The sequence below is a fragment of the Vallitalea sediminicola genome (assembly GCF_054408565.1).
Map to the genome: position 1 here is coordinate 167,881 of NZ_BTPT01000026.1, position 19,958 is coordinate 187,838.

The 19,958-nt window shown below is 33.7% G+C and carries 19 protein-coding genes and 1 other annotated feature; all 19 genes read right to left on the minus strand.

Annotated elements, in window-relative coordinates; genetic code table 11:
- Positions 1-89: 89 nt before the first annotated feature.
- The 19 genes from fusA to ACX6CF_RS12280 all read right to left on the minus strand — a co-directional run bounded on the left by fusA (position 90) and on the right by ACX6CF_RS12280 (position 19,880).
- On the minus strand, positions 90-2,177 hold the full coding sequence (gene fusA, locus ACX6CF_RS12190) for an elongation factor G (RefSeq protein ID WP_458785608.1): 2,088 nt from the start codon (positions 2,175-2,177) through the stop codon (positions 90-92).
- A 185-nt stretch (positions 2,178-2,362) separates the two neighbouring features.
- Positions 2,363-2,833 (minus strand): 30S ribosomal protein S7, encoded by a 471-nt coding sequence (rpsG, locus tag ACX6CF_RS12195; protein ID WP_458785609.1) that lies wholly within the window; start codon positions 2,831-2,833, stop codon positions 2,363-2,365.
- A 207-nt stretch (positions 2,834-3,040) separates the two neighbouring features.
- Positions 3,041-3,454 (minus strand): 30S ribosomal protein S12, encoded by a 414-nt coding sequence (gene rpsL / locus ACX6CF_RS12200; RefSeq protein WP_458785610.1) that lies wholly within the window; start codon positions 3,452-3,454, stop codon positions 3,041-3,043.
- Positions 3,455-3,496: 42 nt separating this feature from the next.
- The gene (locus ACX6CF_RS12205) at positions 3,497-3,736 is read right to left on the minus strand and encodes a ribosomal L7Ae/L30e/S12e/Gadd45 family protein (protein ID WP_458785611.1); all 240 of its coding nucleotides are present in this window, start codon (positions 3,734-3,736) and stop codon (positions 3,497-3,499) included.
- 141 nt (positions 3,737-3,877) lie between these two features.
- On the minus strand, positions 3,878-7,438 hold the full coding sequence (gene rpoC, locus ACX6CF_RS12210; RefSeq protein WP_458785612.1) for a DNA-directed RNA polymerase subunit beta': 3,561 nt from the start codon (positions 7,436-7,438) through the stop codon (positions 3,878-3,880).
- Positions 7,439-7,455: 17 nt separating this feature from the next.
- The gene (rpoB, locus tag ACX6CF_RS12215; RefSeq protein ID WP_458785613.1) at positions 7,456-11,307 is read right to left on the minus strand and encodes a DNA-directed RNA polymerase subunit beta; all 3,852 of its coding nucleotides are present in this window, start codon (positions 11,305-11,307) and stop codon (positions 7,456-7,458) included.
- Positions 11,308-11,832: 525 nt separating this feature from the next.
- Positions 11,833-12,207 (minus strand): 50S ribosomal protein L7/L12, encoded by a 375-nt coding sequence (rplL, locus tag ACX6CF_RS12220; protein WP_458785614.1) that lies wholly within the window; start codon positions 12,205-12,207, stop codon positions 11,833-11,835.
- Between the two features lie 26 nt (positions 12,208-12,233).
- Positions 12,234-12,803, minus strand: a complete 570-nt coding sequence (rplJ, locus tag ACX6CF_RS12225) for a 50S ribosomal protein L10 (RefSeq protein ID WP_458785615.1) — start codon at positions 12,801-12,803, stop codon at positions 12,234-12,236.
- Between the two features lie 82 nt (positions 12,804-12,885).
- Positions 12,886-13,056: a sequence feature (ribosomal protein L10 leader region), on the minus strand.
- Positions 13,057-13,112: 56 nt separating this feature from the next.
- Positions 13,113-13,814 carry a 50S ribosomal protein L1 gene (rplA, locus tag ACX6CF_RS12230; protein ID WP_458785616.1) on the minus strand — a complete coding sequence of 234 codons (702 nt, stop codon included), beginning with the start codon at positions 13,812-13,814 and terminating at the stop codon, positions 13,113-13,115.
- A gap of 68 nt (positions 13,815-13,882) precedes the next feature.
- Positions 13,883-14,305 (minus strand): 50S ribosomal protein L11, encoded by a 423-nt coding sequence (gene rplK / locus ACX6CF_RS12235; RefSeq protein ID WP_458785617.1) that lies wholly within the window; start codon positions 14,303-14,305, stop codon positions 13,883-13,885.
- Between the two features lie 92 nt (positions 14,306-14,397).
- Positions 14,398-14,916 (minus strand): transcription termination/antitermination protein NusG, encoded by a 519-nt coding sequence (gene nusG / locus ACX6CF_RS12240; protein WP_458785646.1) that lies wholly within the window; start codon positions 14,914-14,916, stop codon positions 14,398-14,400.
- Positions 14,917-15,002: 86 nt separating this feature from the next.
- A complete protein-coding gene (gene secE, locus ACX6CF_RS12245) occupies positions 15,003-15,197 on the minus strand; it encodes a preprotein translocase subunit SecE (RefSeq protein ID WP_113672554.1) in 195 nt (64 codons plus the stop codon).
- Between the two features lie 35 nt (positions 15,198-15,232).
- Positions 15,233-15,382 (minus strand): 50S ribosomal protein L33, encoded by a 150-nt coding sequence (gene rpmG / locus ACX6CF_RS12250; RefSeq protein WP_458785618.1) that lies wholly within the window; start codon positions 15,380-15,382, stop codon positions 15,233-15,235.
- Positions 15,383-15,556: 174 nt separating this feature from the next.
- Positions 15,557-16,039 (minus strand): flagellar export chaperone FlgN, encoded by a 483-nt coding sequence (flgN, locus tag ACX6CF_RS12255; RefSeq protein ID WP_458785619.1) that lies wholly within the window; start codon positions 16,037-16,039, stop codon positions 15,557-15,559.
- Positions 16,040-16,085: 46 nt separating this feature from the next.
- The gene (locus ACX6CF_RS12260) at positions 16,086-16,277 is read right to left on the minus strand and encodes a YjfB family protein (protein WP_458785620.1); all 192 of its coding nucleotides are present in this window, start codon (positions 16,275-16,277) and stop codon (positions 16,086-16,088) included.
- A 17-nt stretch (positions 16,278-16,294) separates the two neighbouring features.
- Entirely contained in the window at positions 16,295-16,702 is a 408-nt protein-coding gene (fliS, locus tag ACX6CF_RS12265) for a flagellar export chaperone FliS (RefSeq protein WP_458785621.1), read from the minus strand.
- On the minus strand, positions 16,702-18,201 hold the full coding sequence (gene fliD / locus ACX6CF_RS12270; RefSeq protein WP_458785622.1) for a flagellar filament capping protein FliD: 1,500 nt from the start codon (positions 18,199-18,201) through the stop codon (positions 16,702-16,704). Before fliD ends, fliS begins: the two co-directional genes overlap by 1 nt.
- Positions 18,202-18,212: 11 nt before the next feature.
- On the minus strand, positions 18,213-18,593 hold the full coding sequence (locus ACX6CF_RS12275) for a flagellar protein FlaG (RefSeq protein WP_458785623.1): 381 nt from the start codon (positions 18,591-18,593) through the stop codon (positions 18,213-18,215).
- Between the two features lie 141 nt (positions 18,594-18,734).
- Positions 18,735-19,880, minus strand: a complete 1,146-nt coding sequence (locus ACX6CF_RS12280) for a flagellin N-terminal helical domain-containing protein (protein WP_458785624.1) — start codon at positions 19,878-19,880, stop codon at positions 18,735-18,737.
- Between the last annotated feature and the right edge of the window lie 78 nt (positions 19,881-19,958).

Below are 19,958 nucleotides of genomic sequence, written 5' to 3' on the forward strand. Positions count from 1 at the left end.
TCTTTTTTAATTATATTTTATTAAAATAAATTTTGCAAGTTTTTTATTGTTATTTAAAAATAACAATATTATTATTTTTGGAAATAAAATTAATTAGTTCCTTTACCAGCAATAATCTTCTCTTGAATAGATTTTGGTAATGCTTCAAAGTGATCAAATTGCATCACAAATGTTCCTCTACCTTGTGATTTAGAACGTAAATCTGTTGCATAACCAAACATTTCTGATAATGGTACGTAAGAATGTATTTGTTGAACACCATTTCTTGGCTCCATACCTTCAATACGTCCTCTACGTGAGTTAATATCACCAATAACATCACCCATGTAGTCTTCTGGTACAGATACATCTACTTTCATGATTGGCTCACAAAGTGTAGCTCCACCCTTCTTCATAGCTTCCTTAAATGCCATTGAACCAGCAATTTTGAAGGCCATTTCAGATGAATCGACATCATGGTAGGATCCGTCATAACAAACAGCTTTGATACCAAGAACAGGGTAACCAGCTAAACTACCACTTGCCATTGCTTCTTGAATACCATTATCAACTGCAGGAACATATTCTCTAGGAATAGATCCACCAACAGTTGCATTAACAAATTCGTAAATTTCTTCACTGTTTACATCCATAGGTGAGAATCTTACTTTACAATGTCCATATTGTCCACGTCCACCAGACTGACGTACAAATTTACCTTCTACTTCAACTTCCTTCGTAATAGTTTCTTTGTAAGCAACCTGAGGTTGACCTACGTTAGCTTCTACTTTGAATTCACGAAGAAGACGGTCTACAATAATCTCAAGGTGAAGTTCACCCATACCAGAGATAATTGTTTGTCCTGTATCATGATCCGTAGTTGTTCTAAATGTTGGATCCTCTTCTGCTAATTTAGCAAGAGCGACACCCATTTTTTCTTGACCAGCTTTTGTCTTAGGCTCTATAGCCACGTGAATAACTGGTTCAGGGAAAATCATAGATTCAAGTATAATTGGATGTTTATCATCACATAATGTATCACCAGTTGAAGTCATTTTCAATCCTACAGCAGCTGCAATATCACCTGAGTATACTTTGGAAATCTCTTCTCTCTTGTTAGCATGCATTTGTAGAATACGTCCCATACGCTCTTTCTTACTCTTTGTAGAGTTATATACATATGAACCAGCGTTAGTAGTTCCTGAATATACTCTAAAGAAAGCAAGCTTTCCAACGAATGGATCTGCCATAATCTTGAATGCTAGTGCTGAGAAAGGTTCCTCATCAGAAGATGGTCTAGCCTCTTCTTCTTCTGTATCAGGGTTAATACCTGTAATCGCTGGTACATCCACTGGTGCTGGCATATATTCAACAACGGCATCCAATAATTTTTGAGCACCTTTGTTTCTATACGCTGTTCCACATAAAACAGGAATAATCTCAACGTTTATTACTGCATTTCTAAGAGCTTTTTTCAATTCTTTCTCAGTAAGCTCTTCCCCTTCAAGGTATTTCTCCATTAATTCTTCATTTGTTTCTGCAATAGCCTCAATCATTGCTTCACGATATTCTTCAGCTTGATCTACTAATTCAGCAGGGATCTCTTCTTCAGATATATCTTGACCTAAATCATCTTTATAGATGAAGGCTTTCATTTTCATAAGGTCTACTAGACCAATGAAATCATCTTCAGCACCGATTGGTAACTGAATTGGTACTGCATTAGCACCAAGTCTATCTCTCATCATGTCAACTGCATTATAAAAATCTGCACCCATGATATCCATTTTATTAACAAATGCCATACGTGGTACATGATATTTATCAGCTTGACGCCAAACAGTCTCAGATTGTGGCTCAACTCCACCTTTTGCACAGAATACACCTACAGAACCATCTAAAACACGAAGAGAACGTTCTACTTCTACTGTAAAGTCAACGTGTCCCGGTGTATCAATAATGTTAATCCTATGATTTAACCATTGACAAGTTGTAGCTGCAGAGGTAATTGTTATTCCTCTTTCTTGTTCTTGCTCCATCCAGTCCATTTGAGCTGCACCTTCATGAGTTTCCCCAATTTTGTGAGTTCTTCCTGTATAGAATAAGATACGTTCTGTTAGTGTTGTTTTACCTGCATCAATATGAGCCATAATCCCAATGTTTCTAGTTCTTTCTAGTGGGAATTGTCTTCCAGCCAAAGTTATTCCTCCTTTGGTAATCAACGGTTACTTAGCTACGATTTATTGATTATTATGCGGAAACATTAGCTCCCGCATAGATTTGTTTTTTCACAACACATTATTATATGCATTATTAGTAATTTTGTGTAATTATATACATTATATCAATAATAATTGAGTAATGTATAGGGTTGCAACTACTATTAGAATCTGTAGTGTGCAAATGCTTTGTTTGCTTCTGCCATTTTGTGAGTATCTTCTCTCTTCTTAACTGAAGCACCAGTATTGTTTGCTGCATCCATAATTTCAGCAGCTAAACGATCTACCATAGTTCTTTCTCCACGCTTACGTGTGTAAATAGTTAGCCAACGAAGTCCTAATGCTTGTCTTCTCTCAGGTCTAACTTCCATAGGAACTTGGTAAGTAGATCCACCAACACGTCTAGCTTTAACTTCAAGAACTGGCATAATGTTATTCATAGCTTCTTTAAAAACTTCTACAGCATCTTTTTCAGTTTTATCAGCTACCTTTTTAAATGCTCCGTATACAATTTTTTGTGCAGCTCCTTTTCTACCATCTAACATAATGTTATTGATAAGTTTAGTTACCACTTTGTCACTGTATATTGGATCCGCTAATACTTCTCTTTTTTGAATATGTCCTTTACGTGGCACGGCTCTTCCCTCCTTAATAATAATTAATTCTTCGGTACTCATGAATATAATCATATTCATGTTACGTGCTCGGTATATCGTAATATATATATAATCCTGCAACCTACAGGTAATATTGCAATTTTACCTAGCACTAATTAGCAAATTACTGGAGTTAACTCCATATTATGTTTACTAATTTTAAATTCTAGTAAAGATTACTAAGAATTATTTTTTTGGTCTTTTAGCACCGTATTTTGAACGTGATTGTCTACGGTCAGCTACACCAGCTGTATCAAGTGTACCTCTAACAATATGATAACGTGTACCAGGTAAATCTTTTACCCTTCCACCTCTTAGTAAAACAACACTATGTTCTTGTAAGTTATGTCCCTCACCTGGAATATAGCCTGTTACCTCGATACCATTAGTTAAACGAACTCTTGCAATCTTACGAAGAGCTGAGTTTGGTTTTTTTGGAGTGGCTGTTTTTACTGCAGTACAAACACCTCTTTTTTGTGGTGCTGATACATCAGTAGTTCTCTTGTGTAAAGAGTTATAGCCTTTTTGAAGAGCAGGTGCTGTTGATTTCTTAGTTGTTACTGCTCTACCTTTTCTTACTAATTGGTTAATAGTAGGCATCTATTTCACCTCCTGTAATTTCTTTTAAGATGCCCTAACATCTTATTTAATTAGTGCTGCGGTTGCTGTTTTTACTTCTACATCGCAAACTGAACCTAATTCCTCCATAGTATCTATATATACTACAGGAACTTCCTGACTCTTAGCCAATTCAATGGCTCTAATAGTAACTTTATCTTGTGCATCTTTCGCAACATAAAGCACTTTTACCTCTTCATTTTCAAGAGCTTTAAGAGTCTGTTTCATTCCAATTACTTTGGAATTAGTTTTTAATCGGTGCACATAGATCATCCCTTTCGGTCACTAAAAAAATTATTACAATGCACACTGCTGAATTTTAACACTATTTTTTATAAATGTCAAGGATTTTAATAAAACGCCCTAGATTTATTTAAATCTAGGGCGAATTTTGTATTTTTACCTTTATTCTTCAAAAAGAACATCGTCAATAAGTGGTTCTTCTTCTACATATTTTTCAATTCCAACATTTCGGTATCTTTCCATACCAGTACCTGCTGGTATAAGCTTACCGATAATTACGTTTTCTTTCAATCCAATAAGTGGATCAGATTTTCCTTTTATTGCAGCTTCCGTCAATACTTTTGTAGTCTCTTGGAAAGATGCTGCTGATAAGAATGAATTAGTTGCTAAGGAAGCCTTTGTTATACCAAGCATAACTTGAGTTCCTTCTGCTGATTCCAAACCATTGCTAGCAAGTTTTTCGTTAATTTTCTCAAACTCTAACCTATCAACTAAACTTCCTGGTAAGAAGTCACTTTCACCACTATCTTCTATTCTTATTTTCTTTAACATCTGCCTAACAATAACTTCTATATGCTTATCGTTAATCTCCACACCTTGAAGTCTGTAAACACGTTGAACTTCTTGTAACATATAATCTTGAACACTTCTGCTTCCTCTGATTTTCAAGATATCGTGTGGATTAACACTACCTTCTGTCAATTCATCCCCAGCTTCTATTACATCGCCATCCATTACCTTGATTCTTGAACCATATGGTATTAAATAAGCTTTGCTTTCACCAGTTTCATCGCTTGTTATTACTACTTCACGTTTTTTACGTGTATCATTAATTCTAGCCAATCCACCAAATTCCGCAATTATTGCTAATCCCTTTGGTTTTCTAGCTTCAAATAGTTCCTCTACACGAGGAAGACCTTGTGTTATATCGTCTCCAGCAATACCACCTGTATGGAAAGTACGCATTGTAAGCTGTGTACCTGGTTCTCCGATGGATTGTGCTGCAATAATACCAACAGATTCCCCTACTTGAACAGATAATCCAGTTGCCATATTAGAACCATAGCATTTTGCACAAACTCCTATTTCTGATCTACAAGTAAGAACTGTTCTTATATGAACTTTATCAATACCTGCATCCACTACTGCTTTTGCTTTTATTGGTGTAATAAGTGTATCTTTTTCAACTATAACCTCACCAGTCTTTGGATTCTTAATTTCTTCAACAGACCATCTTCCAGTGATTCTTTCCTGTAAACTTTCGATTACTTCATTACCATCTTTAAAAGCTTTTATCCACATACCAGGGGCATTGTTTTTATCACAACAATCATGTTCCCTAATAATTAAATCTTGAGAAACATCAACAAGTCTTCTTGTCAAATATCCTGAATCGGCTGTACGTAATGCAGTATCAGCAAGTCCTTTTCTAGCTCCGTGAGCAGAAATAAAGTATTCAAGTACGTCTAGTCCTTCACGGAAGTTAGATTTGATTGGTAATTCGATAGTCTTACCTGATGTATCCGCCATAAGTCCACGCATACCACCTAACTGTTTAATCTGCTTATCAGAACCTCTGGCTCCAGAGTCAGCCATCATGTAGATATTATTATATTTTCCAAGTCCACCAAGTAAGGCTTCTGTAATAGTATCATCTGCATTTTTCCATGTTTCAATAACTTTTAAACGTCTTTCTTCATTAGTCATGAATCCACGTTTGAATTGTTTTGTTATTTTTTCTACAGTTTCTTCTGCATTTTTAATTATTTCTTTTTTGCTTGCAGGTACTTCCATATCTGAAACTGATACAGTTAACGCACCTCTTGTAGAGTATTTAAAACCAAGTTTCTTAATCCCATCAAGAACTTCTGATGTTTTAGTTGATCCATGAGTTATAATACATCTATACAATATATCCTTTAATTGCTTTTTACCTACTAAAAAGTCAATCTCATACTTGAATATATCCTCTGGTTTCTCTCTAGTAGCAAACCCAAGGTCTTGTGGTATGGCTTCATTAAATATGATTCTACCAACTGATGATTTAACTAATTGTTGTTTAAATTCTCCATCAATTTCCATTGTTCTTCTTACATGTATCTTAGCATGTAAAGTTATTTCTTTATTTTCATAAGCAAGCATAGCTTCATTTTCATCTTTAAAATAATAGCCCTCACCTTTTTCTCCCTCTTTTTCAAGAGTCAGATAATAAGTACCTAGTACCATATCTTGAGAAGGAACGGATACTGGAGCACCATCTGAAGGTTTTAATAGGTTATTAGGTGAAAGAAGCAAAAATCTACATTCAGCTTGTGCTTCTACTGATAGCGGTACATGGACAGCCATTTGGTCACCATCAAAATCGGCATTATACGCTGTACAAACTAAAGGATGTAGCTTAATGGCCTTACCTTCCACTAATACAGGTTCAAAAGCTTGAATACCTAAACGGTGAAGTGTAGGAGCACGGTTAAGCATAACAGGATGTTCTTTAATAACTTCTTCCAATACATCCCATACGTCTGATTCTAGTCTCTCAACCATTTTTTTAGCTGATTTTATATTATGAGCTAATCCATCACTAACTAATTTTTTCATAACAAATGGCTTAAATAACTCAATTGCCATTTCTTTTGGTAAACCGCACTGGAATATCTTAAGCTCTGGGCCAACAACGATAACTGAACGTCCAGAATAGTCAACACGTTTACCCAACAAGTTCTGTCTGAAACGTCCTTGCTTACCTTTTAACATATCAGATAATGATTTTAATGGTCTATTACCTGGTCCAGTTACTGGTCTACCTCTTCTACCATTGTCTATAAGTGCATCTACCGCTTCTTGAAGCATTCTTTTTTCATTACGTACAATAATATCAGGCGCTCCAAGATCAAGTAATCTTTTAAGTCTATTGTTTCTATTTATAACTCTTCTATATAAATCATTAAGATCAGATGTAGCAAATCTACCTCCATCCAATTGAACCATTGGTCTTAGATCTGGTGGAATTACTGGAACAACTTCCATAATCATCCACTCTGGCTTGTTATTGGATTTGAAAAAGGCATCTATTACTTCTAGTCTTTTTATTATTCTAGCTCTTTTTTGCCCTGAAGATTCTTTTAGAGCTTTTCTTAATTCAATTGATTCCTTTTCTAATTGAATATTAGCCAAAATTTCTTTTATAGATTCTGCTCCCATACCGGCTCTAAATTTATTACCGTACTTTTCATAAGCATCTCTATATTCTTTTTCTGTCAAGATTTGTTTATATTGTAATCCTGTTTCTCCAGGATCTATTACAATATATGACGCAAAGTATAGTACTTTCTCAAGAGTTCTTGGAGATAAGTCAAGGATTAATCCCATTCTACTAGGAATACCTTTAAAATACCATATGTGAGATACAGGCGCCGCTAATTCAATGTGTCCCATTCTTTCTCTACGTACCTTGGACTTTGTTACCTCAACACCACAACGATCACATACTACACCTTTATATCGTATTTTTTTATACTTACCGCAATGACATTCCCAATCTTTACTAGGTCCAAAAATCTTTTCACAGAACAAACCATCTCTTTCTGGTTTTAAAGTTCTGTAGTTAATTGTTTCAGGTTTTTTTACTTCTCCCTTTGACCATTCTCTAATTCTTTCAGGAGATGCTAAGCCAATCTTAATAGCATCAAAGCTTACTGATTGCTCTATATTCTCGTTTGGCACTCTTGGACACTCCCTTCTTACTTCTCATCGTCAAATAATGTTTTTTCATCTGATATTATAAATTTTTCTTTATCTATTTCTTCATAACTATCATCTTCAATATCCTCAAACAGTTCATTCGTTTCTGAAGTTTCTCTCTTACTAGCTCCACCGCTTACTACGTCTGAAGAAATATATTCATCTTCTTTACCTTCTAAGTTGATAGATAAGTCATCTGCATCATCCATACTTTCCTTGATTTCTACTTCTGAAGCATCACTTCTAAGAATTTTCACATCAAGAGCCAAGGATTGTAATTCTTTCAATAATACTTTGAATGATTCTGGTATTCCTGGTTCTGGTATATTTTCACCTTTGATTATTGCTTCGTAAGTTTTTACACGTCCTACTACATCATCAGATTTAACTGTTAATATTTCTTGAAGTGTATAAGCAGCACCATATGCTTCTAATGCCCATACCTCCATCTCACCAAATCTCTGTCCACCAAATTGTGCTTTACCACCTAGTGGCTGTTGAGTTACTAATGAATAAGGTCCAGTTGATCTAGCATGAATCTTATCGTCAACCAAGTGGTGAAGTTTTAGGTAATGCATGTATCCTACTGTAACAGGATTATCAAAGTATTCTCCCGTTCTACCGTCTTTCAAGAATATCTTACCGTCTCTTGAAATCGGAACACCTGACCATTCTTCACGATGAGTTTTATTATCATCTAAATATTTTAGTACGTCTGGTCTTAATGATTCTGCATATCTATCACAGAATGTATCGAAATCTTTATTGACATAATCATTAGCAAGTTCAAGTGTATCCATGATATCATTTTCATTTGCTCCATCAAAAACTGGTGTAGCAATTTTGAATCCAAGAGCTTTTGCAGCTAATCCTAAATGGACTTCAAGTACCTGTCCTATATTCATACGGGATGGCACCCCTAATGGATTAAGAACGATATCAAGAGGTCTACCATTAGGTAGGAATGGCATATCTTCAACTGGTAAAATCCTAGAGATAACACCTTTGTTACCATGTCGTCCAGCCATTTTATCTCCAACAGATATTTTTCTTTTCTGTGCTATATATGCTCTAACAGATTGATTTACTCCAGGTGGCAATTCGTCGCCATTTTCTCTAGTAAATACTTTCACATCTACTATAATACCCGTTTCTCCATGTGGTACTCTAAGAGATGTATCTCTAACTTCTCTAGCTTTTTCACCAAATATAGCTCTAAGAAGTCTTTCTTCTGCTGTTAATTCTGTTTCACCCTTTGGTGTTACTTTACCAACTAATATATCGTTAGCACGTACCTCTGCTCCAATCCTTATAATACCTCTTTCGTCTAGGTCTTTTAAGGCATCTTCACCAACACCTGGTACATCTCTAGTAATTTCTTCTGGCCCAAGCTTAGTATCTCTTGCTTCTGCCTCATATTCTTCTATATGAACAGATGTATACACATCTTCTTTCACTAAATTCTCACTCAATAAAATTGCATCCTCAAAGTTATAACCTTCCCAAGTCATAAATCCAATTAGAGGGTTTTTACCTAATGCTATTTCACCATGGTCAGTTGATGGTCCATCAGCTATAACTTCACCAACTTCAATTCTTTGACCTTTATTAACTATTGGTCTTTGGTTAATACAAGTACCTTGGTTACTTCTTGAAAATTTTTGTAACTTATAAATATCTCGTTGTCCATCATCAGTTTTAATAACTACCTTTTTGGAAGCAACCCTTTCAACAACACCTGGTCGTTTAGCGATAATTACTACACCAGAGTCTATAGCTGCTTTATGTTCCATCCCTGTACCTACGATTGAAGAATCTGTCATCAGTAATGGTACAGCTTGTCGCTGCATGTTAGATCCCATTAATGCACGGTTAGCATCATCATTTTCAAGGAAAGGAATCATTGATGTTGCAACTGAGAACAATTGTTTAGGAGATACGTCCATTAAATCAATAGCGTTAGCATCCATCTCTAATATATCCTCTTTATGTCTACCTGTAACATATTTGTGTAAGAAATGTCCTTTTTCATCAAGTGTTTCATTAGCTTGCGCTACTCTATAGTTTTCTTCTTCGTCAGCTGTTACATAAATTACTTTATCTGTAACTACTGGTACTCCAGAAGTTTTATCAATCTTTCTGTAAGGCGCTTCAATAAATCCATACTCATTAATCCTTGCATAACAAGCTAAGGAGTTAATTAGTCCAATGTTAGGTCCTTCAGGCGTTTCTATAGGACACATTCTACCATAGTGAGAGTGATGGACGTCACGAACCTCGAAACCTGCACGCTCTCTTGAAAGACCACCTGGTCCAAGAGCTGACAAACGTCTTTTATGAGTTAACTCAGCCAAAGGATTATTCTGATCCATAAATTGAGACAGCTGTGAACTACCAAAGAATTCTTTAATAGCTGCTGTAACAGGTCTAATATTTATTAGTGTCTGTGGTGATATACCATCACTATCTTGTATTGTCATTCTTTCTCTAACAACACGTTCTAATCTAGATAAACCAATTCTGAATTGATTTTGTAATAATTCACCTACAGCACGGATTCTTCTGTTTCCTAAATGGTCAATGTCATCTTTGTTTCCGATACCATATTCTAAAGCAATGTTATAGTTAATTGAAGCTAATATATCTTCTTTTGTGACATGCTTAGGAACTAATTTGTGTATGTTTTTCTTAATAGCTTCTTTAATTTCTTCTATGTCATCATATTCTTCTAATATTTCTTCTAATGCTTTGTAGTATACTTTTTCATAGATATCAAACTCTTTTGGATCTATATCTACAAATTTACTTATATCTACAGCGAGATTAGATAGGACTTTTACTTTTCTATCTTCTACAGTAACCCAAACATATGGTGTCGCAGCATCTTGGATACTCTCTGCTATTTCTTCAGTAATTATAGTTCCAGCCTCTGCAATTACTTCACCTGTTGATCCATCAACAACTGATTCTGATAGGGTAAAACCCTTTACTCTATTTTTTAGTGCTAATTTCTTATTAAATTTATAACGTCCCACTTTAGCCAAATCATATCTTCTAGAATCAAAAAACATCGTATTGATTAATGACTCAGCGCTTTCTACTGTTGGTGGTTCTCCCGGTCTTATACGCTTATAAATCTCAATTAATCCTTCTTCATAAGATGTTGTTCCATCCTTTTCAATACTAGCAAGTATTTTAGGCTCTTCCCCAAATAAATCCACAATAGCCGCATCTGTTCCAATACCTAATGTTCGTATTAATACTGTTATTGGTACTTTTCTTGTTCTATCAACACGTACGTAAAAAATATCATTAGAGTCAGTTTCGTATTCCAACCAAGCCCCTCTATTAGGGATTACTGTTGCTGAGAATAATCTTTTACCAATCTTATCAAAATTAATATTATAATATATTCCAGGCGAACGAACTAGTTGACTAACAATAACTCTCTCTGCACCATTAATAATAAATGTACCTGTTTCTGTCATTACAGGCAAGTCACCCATGAAAATTTCATGTTCGTTAATTTCATCTTTTTCCTTATTAATAAGTCTGACTTTTACTTTTAACGGAGCTGCATAAGTGGCATCTCTTTCTTTGCATTCTTCAATTGTGTACTTTAATTCTTTATTAAGTGAGAAATCTATAAGTTCTAGTACCAAGTTCCCACTATAATCAGTAATAGGGGATATATCACGAAATACTTCCTTAAGTCCTTCTTTTAAAAACCATTGATAAGAGTTTTTTTGTACTTCTATTAAATTTGGCATATCTAGGACTTCTTTTCTACGGGAGTAACTCATTCTAAGGCCTCTCCCGATCTTCATAGGTCGAATTCTGTTTTTTTCCATGTACGTTTCACCCCTTGGCTAAATTTAAATTTATCTAAAAATACAATGATTTGGCAAAAAATAATTTTTTACCGATTTCATCATGTATCATTAATCATCTTTTATATCATTGACAACTATTAAACTATTATTCATTTAAGACTACTGAATGGTCTAATATCAGTTAAAATCAACTCCTCAGAGTTATTTTTCGTTTTATATTATTTGTTAAGTTTTTTGTATACACAATTAATGAGCATACAACTCCACAATAATGCATTATCAAATATTACCACACATTAGAATGTGTGTCAATAATTTTTTGGATTTTTTTCAGATTATTATTTTTGAAATTGAAAAACTGTATATTTGGATGAATAAACAAGTATCACTAGAAATTAATAAAAGCGACCTTAGCCGCAATTTAATGAGATTAATGTAGAATAATATCTACATAATTTATTTACTTTTAGATTCAGTTTACTTCCTGAAATATCGATTTTTATAAATTTAGCCTCTAGCTTAGCTAGAGGCCTTAATTCATTATTATTTTAATGTTACAGATGCGCCTACTTCTTCTAATTTAGCTTTCATTTCTTCAGCTTGATCTTTAGCTACGCCTTCTTTAACATTTGTTGGAGCACCTTCAACTAATGCTTTTGCTTCTTTTAATCCTAAACCAGTAATTTCTCTTACTGCTTTGATTACTTTGATTTTTTGTGATCCTGCTGCTGTTAATTCAACATCAAAATCAGTTTTTTCTTCAGCTACTGCTCCAGCTGCTCCAGGAGCTGCCATTACAACACCTGCCGCTGCTGATACACCAAATTCTTCTTCACACGCTGTTACTAATTCATTTAATTCTAATACTGATAATTCTTTAATAGCATCCATTATTTCTGCTGTTGTTAATTTTGCCATTATCATACACCTCCGAAATTATTATATTATTCTTCTGTTTTTTCTTGCGCTTCTTCAACTTTTTCTTCTGTTTTCTCAACTGCTAATGATGCAGCTGTTTCAACTCCTGTTTCTTCTACTTTGTCCGCAATAGCCTTAACTGTACGAGCAAATGTTGAAATAGGAGATTGGAAGCTTCCAAGTAATTTTGCAAGCAATTCATCTCTTGTAGGTATTGAAGCTACTTTCTTAATACCTTCAACATCATAGTAAATTCCTTCTACAACACCAGCTTTAAAATCAAGGTTCTTAAAGTCTTTTGCTGCATTTTTAAGTATTCTAGGTCCAGCAATAGGATCTTCATAACTTATTGCAATAGCACTAGGACCAGCTAAATGATCTTTTAACTCTTCGAACTCTGTACCTTTTAAAGCAAAATTCATCATTGTGTTTTTATACACTTTATAGATAACATTTCCTTCTCTTAGGTCTTTACGTAGTTTTGTATCTTCTTCAACTGTTAAACCACGATAATCAACGAGCACTATAGATGATGCACCTTCAAGTTTTTCTTTGATTTCATCTACTACTGTTTGCTTTAATTCTACATTTGGCATCCTGTACACCTCCTTAAATTCAATGTTGCGGTTTTTAGCACGATTTTCATCGTATTATATTTAGTAAAAACTTTCGTTTTGTACTTAATAAATAAAACCTCTTCATCCATAGACAAAGAGGTTAACAATTCAATATCAATAAACAATCAGAACTTAATTCAAAATTGTTATTGTTTACTTGTAATACCTCGGTAGGTGGTTACCCTTTACACTAATCAGTACCTACTGTCTACAGTTAAGTTATCTCCAATGAGATTACTTATATTTAATTATTCAACGTATTATATCATCTACTCAATAGCCTGTCAACTATTTTTCTACAGTTAATTTATCTCCGTTGATTTTAATTCCAGGTCCCATTGTTGAAGTTATAGCAACACTTCTCAAATATTGACCTTTGGCAGCCGATGGCTTTGCCTTTATAATTGCGCTCATTAAAGTGTGGAAGTTGTCCATAATCTTTTCTGTTCCAAATGATACTTTTCCGATTGGAACATGAATAATATTAGTTTTGTCTAATCTATACTCAATTTTACCAGCTTTTATATCATTAATAGCTTTTGCAACGTCCATTGTTACTGTTCCAGCTTTTGGATTTGGCATTAATCCTTTTGGACCAAGTATACGTCCAAGTCTACCTACAACTGCCATCATATCAGGTGTCGCTACTACAACATCAAAATCTAACCAACCTTCATTTTGAATCTTAGGGATTAATTCATTCCCTCCAACAAAGTCTGCTCCTGCTTCTTCGGCTTCTTTTAATTTATCACCTTTGGCAAATACTAATACTCTAATTGTTTTACCTGTTCCATGTGGAAGTACTACAGCTCCACGTACTTGTTGGTCAGCATGACGGCTGTCTACACCTAATTTAATATGACACTCAATAGTTTCGTCAAATTTAGCACTAGCTGTTTTTACAACAATATCAGTAGCTTCTTTTGGATCATATAGTGTTGTTCTATCGACTAACTTAGCAGCCTCTTTATATCTTTTTCCTCTTTTCATTTCATTAACCTCCTTGTGGTAATATCGGGAGCAACCCTCCCACAGTGTGAATTTTGTAGTATCACTGTCTATTCTACAACAATTCCCATGCTTCTTGCAGTTCCAGCAATCATACTCATAGCAGATTCAACAGAACTTGCATTTAAATCATTCATTTTTAATTCTGCAATTTTTTGAACTTCTTCTTTAGAAATTGTAGCTACTTTAGTTTTATTAGGAACTCCTGAACCAGAGTCTATTTTACAAGCTTTTTTAAGTAATACAGCTGCTGGTGGAGTCTTAGTAATAAAACTAAAACTTCTATCTTGATATACAGTAATTACTACTGGAATAATCATTCCTGCTTGATCAGCTGTCTTAGCATTAAATTCTTTTGTAAATTGCATTATGTTCACACCATGTTGTCCTAGTGCTGGACCTACTGGTGGTGCTGGTGTAGCTTTACCAGCTGGAATTTGTAATTTTATCATTCCTGTAACTTTCTTAGCCATTAAGGGCACCTCCTGAATTTTGTGGTATTTAACGGGATTTCCCTCCCACTAGCATGAACAAACGAAGTTCATACTATTAAACCAATAATTAATTAAAGTTTTTCCATTTTTGTAAAGTCTAATTCTACTGGTGTTTCTCTACCAAATATTGAAAGATTAACTATTACGGTACGTTTATGCTCATGAATTTCCTTAACAACACCTACAGATCCTTCAAAAGGTCCTTCAGTAACTTTAACGGAATCACCAGTCTCTACCTCAATGTTAACAACCTCAATATCAATACCCATATTTTTTATCTCTTCTTCAGATAAAGGTACAGGTTTTGATCCAGGTCCAACAAATCCAGTAACACCTCTAGTGTTTCTTACAACGTACCATGTATCGTCGTTCATGACCATTTTAATGATAACGTAACCTGGAAATGTTTTTTTCTCAACTTCTTTTTTATTTCCATTCTTTTCTTCTATAACTTTGTATAGTGGTACAATTACCTCTAATATCTGGTCATGTAATTTTCTGTTATCAACTAATTTTTCAATATTAGCTTTAACTTTGTTCTCATACCCTGAATAAGTATGCACAACAAACCATTTAGCTTCTTCTGCCATAGAACCATCCTTCTTTACTTTTTTCACTTAGACCATAGCCCAAAGGATTACAATCTTTACCTACTTGAAGAGTATACCTTATTAGTTTAATAAATATACCCTACTCCTGCTTGAAACAATAGGTCTATTACAGTAATTATAGCTCCAACCACTAATGAAACAAATAATACCGTAACTGTTTGTTTTGCTAATGTTGTTCTGTCAGGCCAAATGATCTTTTTAAATTCACCTTTTAAACCTTTAAAAAAGCTTTTCTTTTTAACAACTTTTGCTTCACCCATGTTTTCACTTCCTTTGTGCAAATTATTGCAGAAAATTATTTAGTCTCTTTATGAAGAGTATGTTTTCTACAGAATCTGCAGTATTTTTTTGTTTCTTGTCTTTCTGGATGTAATCTCTTCTCTTTTGTTGTGTTGTAATTTCTTTGCTTGCAGTCAGTACATTCTAAAGTTATTTTGACACGCACAACTTCCACCTCCACTTGTCTATAAGTTTAGAGAAATACACATTATTTTAAGGCATAAAAAAAAAGAGCCCTACAAATATGCGTATATAATATATCATATTGTGGGTTCTACTGTCAAGGTTTTCGCAACAATTTTATGAATATCGTTGTAATTATTAAGTTATAAGATTTATCTTACTTTTTCTGATCAAGGAAATATGATTTATCTTTTAATGAGTTATTCATATTTTTATAGTAGTTTGTGGCTGTTTTTTTGCTCTTTTTAAAAGTTTTTATTTCTCTTTTTTTATTATTGAAGTGTTCTTCTATTAATACTTTATTCTTTTCTTCTAATACTTGTATATCTATACCAATCTCAGATACACTTGTTATTTTATCTTTTAGTAACTTTATTTTATCTCTATATAGGTTAATGTTACCTTCAAGTTCTTTCGAGATTCTGTTAAATGTTGATTGAAAACCTGAGTCAAGAATTTCTATGGTATCAATATATTCTTGTTTTTCAGCCATAAACATATTAAATTCTTCTAAATCGAATTCATTATTATTAACATAGTCACTTTGTTTTCTAGTAACATCATGAATTTTCTTAAGAACGTCTGACTTCTTATTCAACGAATCTAATAATATATTAAGATAGGTGTTGATATCCGACATACAAATACCTCTTTTCTACTATATAAGTAAATGTTAATTATGTTAATTACAGCTTAATATCTATATTAGCTCCTATATGTGGATTCACTGATGTTTCAAGCGAAGTAGATTGCATAAGTTCAGTTAACGCTTGTCCCTGCTGTTTAACCATATCCATACCCATCTTACTTAATGAAATATTAACTTGAGACATAATTTTCCCTTGTGACAAAGATGTTGATAGTGCTGCTATATCCATAGTATCACTTCACTCCTTTATTCTGTAGCGTTAGTTGTGTCTTTGTTTTTAGGCATCTTTGCAAGTTTCATGGCTTCTTTCCAAGTATCTCTAAGTTCTCTTAGGTAACCTAGAACTTCTTCTAATACTCCCTTGTCTTTAGTTACATTAGCTTCAACTAGTCTATCATTTATATAGTCATACATTTTCTTAAAGCTTTCGGCTACTGGATATTTTTCATCTAATGTAATAACAAATTCTTCTATAATATCTTCTACTCTACTAATGTAATTATGTGCTTTTTCCATTTCATTATTGTCTATTGATACGATAGCTTGGTTGCAGAATTTTATTGCTCCGTTATATAACATTAGTGTTAGTTCTTGTGGGGAAGCGGTTAAGATTGCGTTGTTTTGGTATTGATTATAAGCATTATTATAAATCATTACGCCCCTCCTCCTAACATCGATGCTAGTGAAGCACTTTGATTATTCATCATTTGTATCGCTTTTTCCATAGCAGTGAATTGTTGATAATAACGTTGTTCTACATTAGTTAATCTTTCTTCTAATTCTTCTATACGGTCTTTATAGCTATCAATTTGTTTATCTATTTGTTTGTCATTGAAAAATGTAAGTGCACTGCTTATTTCAGTAGATTTCATTTTTTCTTGCATTGTAGAATGAAGTTTATCACCAATAGCATTTAATAAATCAGCTACTTTTTCTGGGTCTTCTTCAATAGCTATTTTTAAACTATTTTTTTTAGCAGCATATAACGGATCATCTTCATCTCCATTAATGTGTAACAGCCCTTTTTCACTATAATCACCAGTTACAATACCTAATTCAGATAAAAAATCAAATTCAAAACCACTTGTATCTACACCACTACTATTACACAAAATGCTTCTCATTGAATCCTTTAACCCAGATAAAGCACTGTCTCTTCTTAACAATGAATCTTTGATTTTATCTTCCCAGAGTTCTACCTCATCTTCTGACATAGATTTTTTTTCATCTTCTGTTAATGGTTCATATCCTTTCGCTCTATCCGCATAGACTTTATCATTTATTTCTAAAAGCAATTTATTATATTCTGTTACAAATTCTTTAACTTTATTATATATTGCTTCTGTATCTTGATTAACTGTTATATTAGCAGTTTCTCCTTCGCCTTTTAATGTTAAAATAAGACCATTTATAGTTACTTCATTGCTACTTGAAGTTAAAGTTGTTTGATTATAAACAAATTCCGCATCTTGTCCAGCAGTTCCTGCTCTTTTGGAGGGTACTAAGCCTAATGATGTAAGTAATGCATCATCTCCAGCTACCATGATTTGTTTTCCTAGTCCCTGCTCTTTAGTTGACATCATTAGCCTATTGAAATTATTATCGAAGGATACATTGATATCTCCTTGTTTTTCTTTTATCTTATTTGTTATTTCAGTAATTGTATCAGTAGCTAGTATTTTAATATCCTCAGAATAAGTTGTTCCGTTATCCAAACTAATCTTAATTGTTTTTTCAGTAGCCCCTCCAAAATCAATTAAATCTCCAGCAACAGTTGAAGATGTAATATCTGCAGCGTTTCTATCTGTTGTCACCTCGTTACCTGTTAGAAATGATCCTTTCGCAAGATGATTCACTGTTACCGTATGCGTTCCTTCCACAGCAGATATGCCCGCCTTAGCTGATATAAGAGCCTCATTAGAGGATAACGCATTTTTTTTTGTGAAAGTTCCTCTAGATTTTAAATCATAAATATTTTTAGTGTAAAAAGAATACATCTTGGAATTCATATCTTTCCATATATCTTTCTTCCATTCAAGTTTAGTTCTGTCTTTTTTTACCCTATCTACTTTTATTCTTTCTGCTTTCATCAATTCTTTAATAATATTATCTGTATCAAGTCCAGATGCTAGACCAGAAAATTGAATTCCCATTAAATCACTCCTTATCTTTTCTCATCAACGAATATACCTGACATTTCCCATAGTTTTGCAACCATATCGAGTATCTTCTCAGATGGTATTTCTCTTACAATACTATCATCATCAGTATTTATTACTTTAACCATGATTTGTTTAGTTTTTTCATGAATAGAAAATTCTAATCTTCTATCATATGATTTGAAATGTTTGTTTGCTTTTTCAATGGCTTCTATTACTTCGTGTTCTTGAGTTTTTTTATTATCACTATTATTAGGTAATTCACTAACCATTTCCCTTGGTTTAATTTTATCTTTTTCAACTACATGATTACTTTCTTTTCTACTTACGTCACCTTGAGAATGCGAATTATAATAACCATTTATATTTTCTGATTCAATTCTCATAACTGAACCTCCTTGTGAAATAATCTCTACTAACTATATCGTAATTCTAATAAAATAACTTAATATAATAATTAAATTATTTTATAAAAAAAGAGCCAAAGGAAATATTCCTTGACCCTCTTTTATTAATTTCATCTACAATTATCTTAATAATTGAAGTACTCCTTGAGGAGCTTGATTTGCTTGAGCTAACATAGATTGAGCAGCTTGTTGAAGAATGTTATTCTTAGTGAATTCCATCATTTCTTTTGCCATGTCTACGTCTCTAATTCTTGATTCTGATGATTGTAAGTTTTCAGAAGAAGTATCTAAATTCTTAATTGTGTGCTCTAATCTGTTTTGGAAAGCACCAAGTGAAGAACGTTGGGAAGATACTTGAGATATAGCTTTATCAATAACCACTATATTCTTATCAAACCCTTGTCCTGCTGCCGTCAAATCAACAGCTCCAATATTTGCAACATCACCAGCCACTGCTGTTCCTGTTCCTAGATTAGCTTTATCCATTGCAGATATACTTATCCCAAGTACTGTATCTTTATTTGCACCAATCTGAAAATTCAATGCTGTCCCTGTTGTTGTAATAGTTTTACCATCAGCAAGTGTTGCAAAGTCGTCATCAGCTGTAAAGTTAACAGTTAAGCCTAACTTATCAAAATTAAGAGTAGTCCCAGCTTTTACATCTGCTATATCTCCAACAGTTACCGTTTGTGTTACTCCACTATTAGTACCTTCAACTGTGACTTTACCTGCTACTGAAACATCAAAAGTTAAAGTTTCGCCAGTCTTCACTCCAGATACATCAAAACTAACACCTTCTGCAGTGGCAGCTGCCTTAGTAAGAGTACCATCCGCCATACTTACACCTAATGTTCCTTTAAGAAGCTGTTTGGTATTGAACTCTGTCTTCTCGGCAATTCTATCAACTTCACTATTTAACTGATTGAATTCTTTTTGTAATTCTAACAAATCATCATTAGTATTAGTCCCATTATTAGATTGTACCGCTAACTCTCTCATTCTTTGAAGCATTGAATGAGTTTCAGATAAAGCACCTTCTGCAGTTTGAATCAAAGAAATACCATCTTGAGCATTTCTAGATGCTTGGTTTAATCCTCTAATTTGCCCTCTCATTTTTTCACTTATTGCAAGACCTGCAGCATCGTCACCAGCACGATTAATTCTCATACCTGATGATAATTTCTCTGTTGATTTTGCTTGATTTGTACCAATAGCACCCATTTGACGATGAGTATTCATTGCTAACATATTGTGATTGATAATCATAAATATTACCTCCTTGAATTTTTAAGATGACCTTCCATTGTCACCTATTTTTATTTATAAAAAGCCATTTGATACACA

Bases quoted from the DNA above. Each gene is read 5' to 3' on its own strand.
- rpsL (WP_458785610.1), bottom strand. From the start codon at position 3,454: ATGCCTACTATTAACCAATTAGTAAGAAAAGGTAGAGCAGTAACAACT.
- rpoB (WP_458785613.1), bottom strand. From the start codon at position 11,307: ATGGAAAAAAACAGAATTCGACCTATGAAGATCGGGAGAGGCCTTAGA.
- rplL (WP_458785614.1), bottom strand. From the start codon at position 12,207: ATGGCAAAATTAACAACAGCAGAAATAATGGATGCTATTAAAGAATTA.
- rplJ (WP_458785615.1), bottom strand. From the start codon at position 12,803: ATGCCAAATGTAGAATTAAAGCAAACAGTAGTAGATGAAATCAAAGAA.
- rplA (WP_458785616.1), bottom strand. From the start codon at position 13,814: ATGAAAAGAGGAAAAAGATATAAAGAGGCTGCTAAGTTAGTCGATAGA.
- rplK (WP_458785617.1), bottom strand. From the start codon at position 14,305: ATGGCTAAGAAAGTTACAGGAATGATAAAATTACAAATTCCAGCTGGT.
- nusG (WP_458785646.1), bottom strand. From the start codon at position 14,916: ATGGCAGAAGAAGCTAAATGGTTTGTTGTGCATACTTATTCAGGGTAT.
- secE (WP_113672554.1), bottom strand. From the start codon at position 15,197: ATGGGTGAAGCAAAAGTTGTTAAAAAGAAAAGCTTTTTTAAAGGTTTA.
- flgN (WP_458785619.1), bottom strand. From the start codon at position 16,039: ATGTCGGATATCAACACCTATCTTAATATATTATTAGATTCGTTGAAT.
- ACX6CF_RS12260 (WP_458785620.1), bottom strand. From the start codon at position 16,277: ATGGATATAGCAGCACTATCAACATCTTTGTCACAAGGGAAAATTATG.
- fliS (WP_458785621.1), bottom strand. From the start codon at position 16,702: ATGATTTATAATAATGCTTATAATCAATACCAAAACAACGCAATCTTA.
- fliD (WP_458785622.1), bottom strand. From the start codon at position 18,201: ATGGGAATTCAATTTTCTGGTCTAGCATCTGGACTTGATACAGATAAT.
- ACX6CF_RS12275 (WP_458785623.1), bottom strand. From the start codon at position 18,593: ATGAGAATTGAATCAGAAAATATAAATGGTTATTATAATTCGCATTCT.
- ACX6CF_RS12280 (WP_458785624.1), bottom strand. From the start codon at position 19,880: ATGATTATCAATCACAATATGTTAGCAATGAATACTCATCGTCAAATG.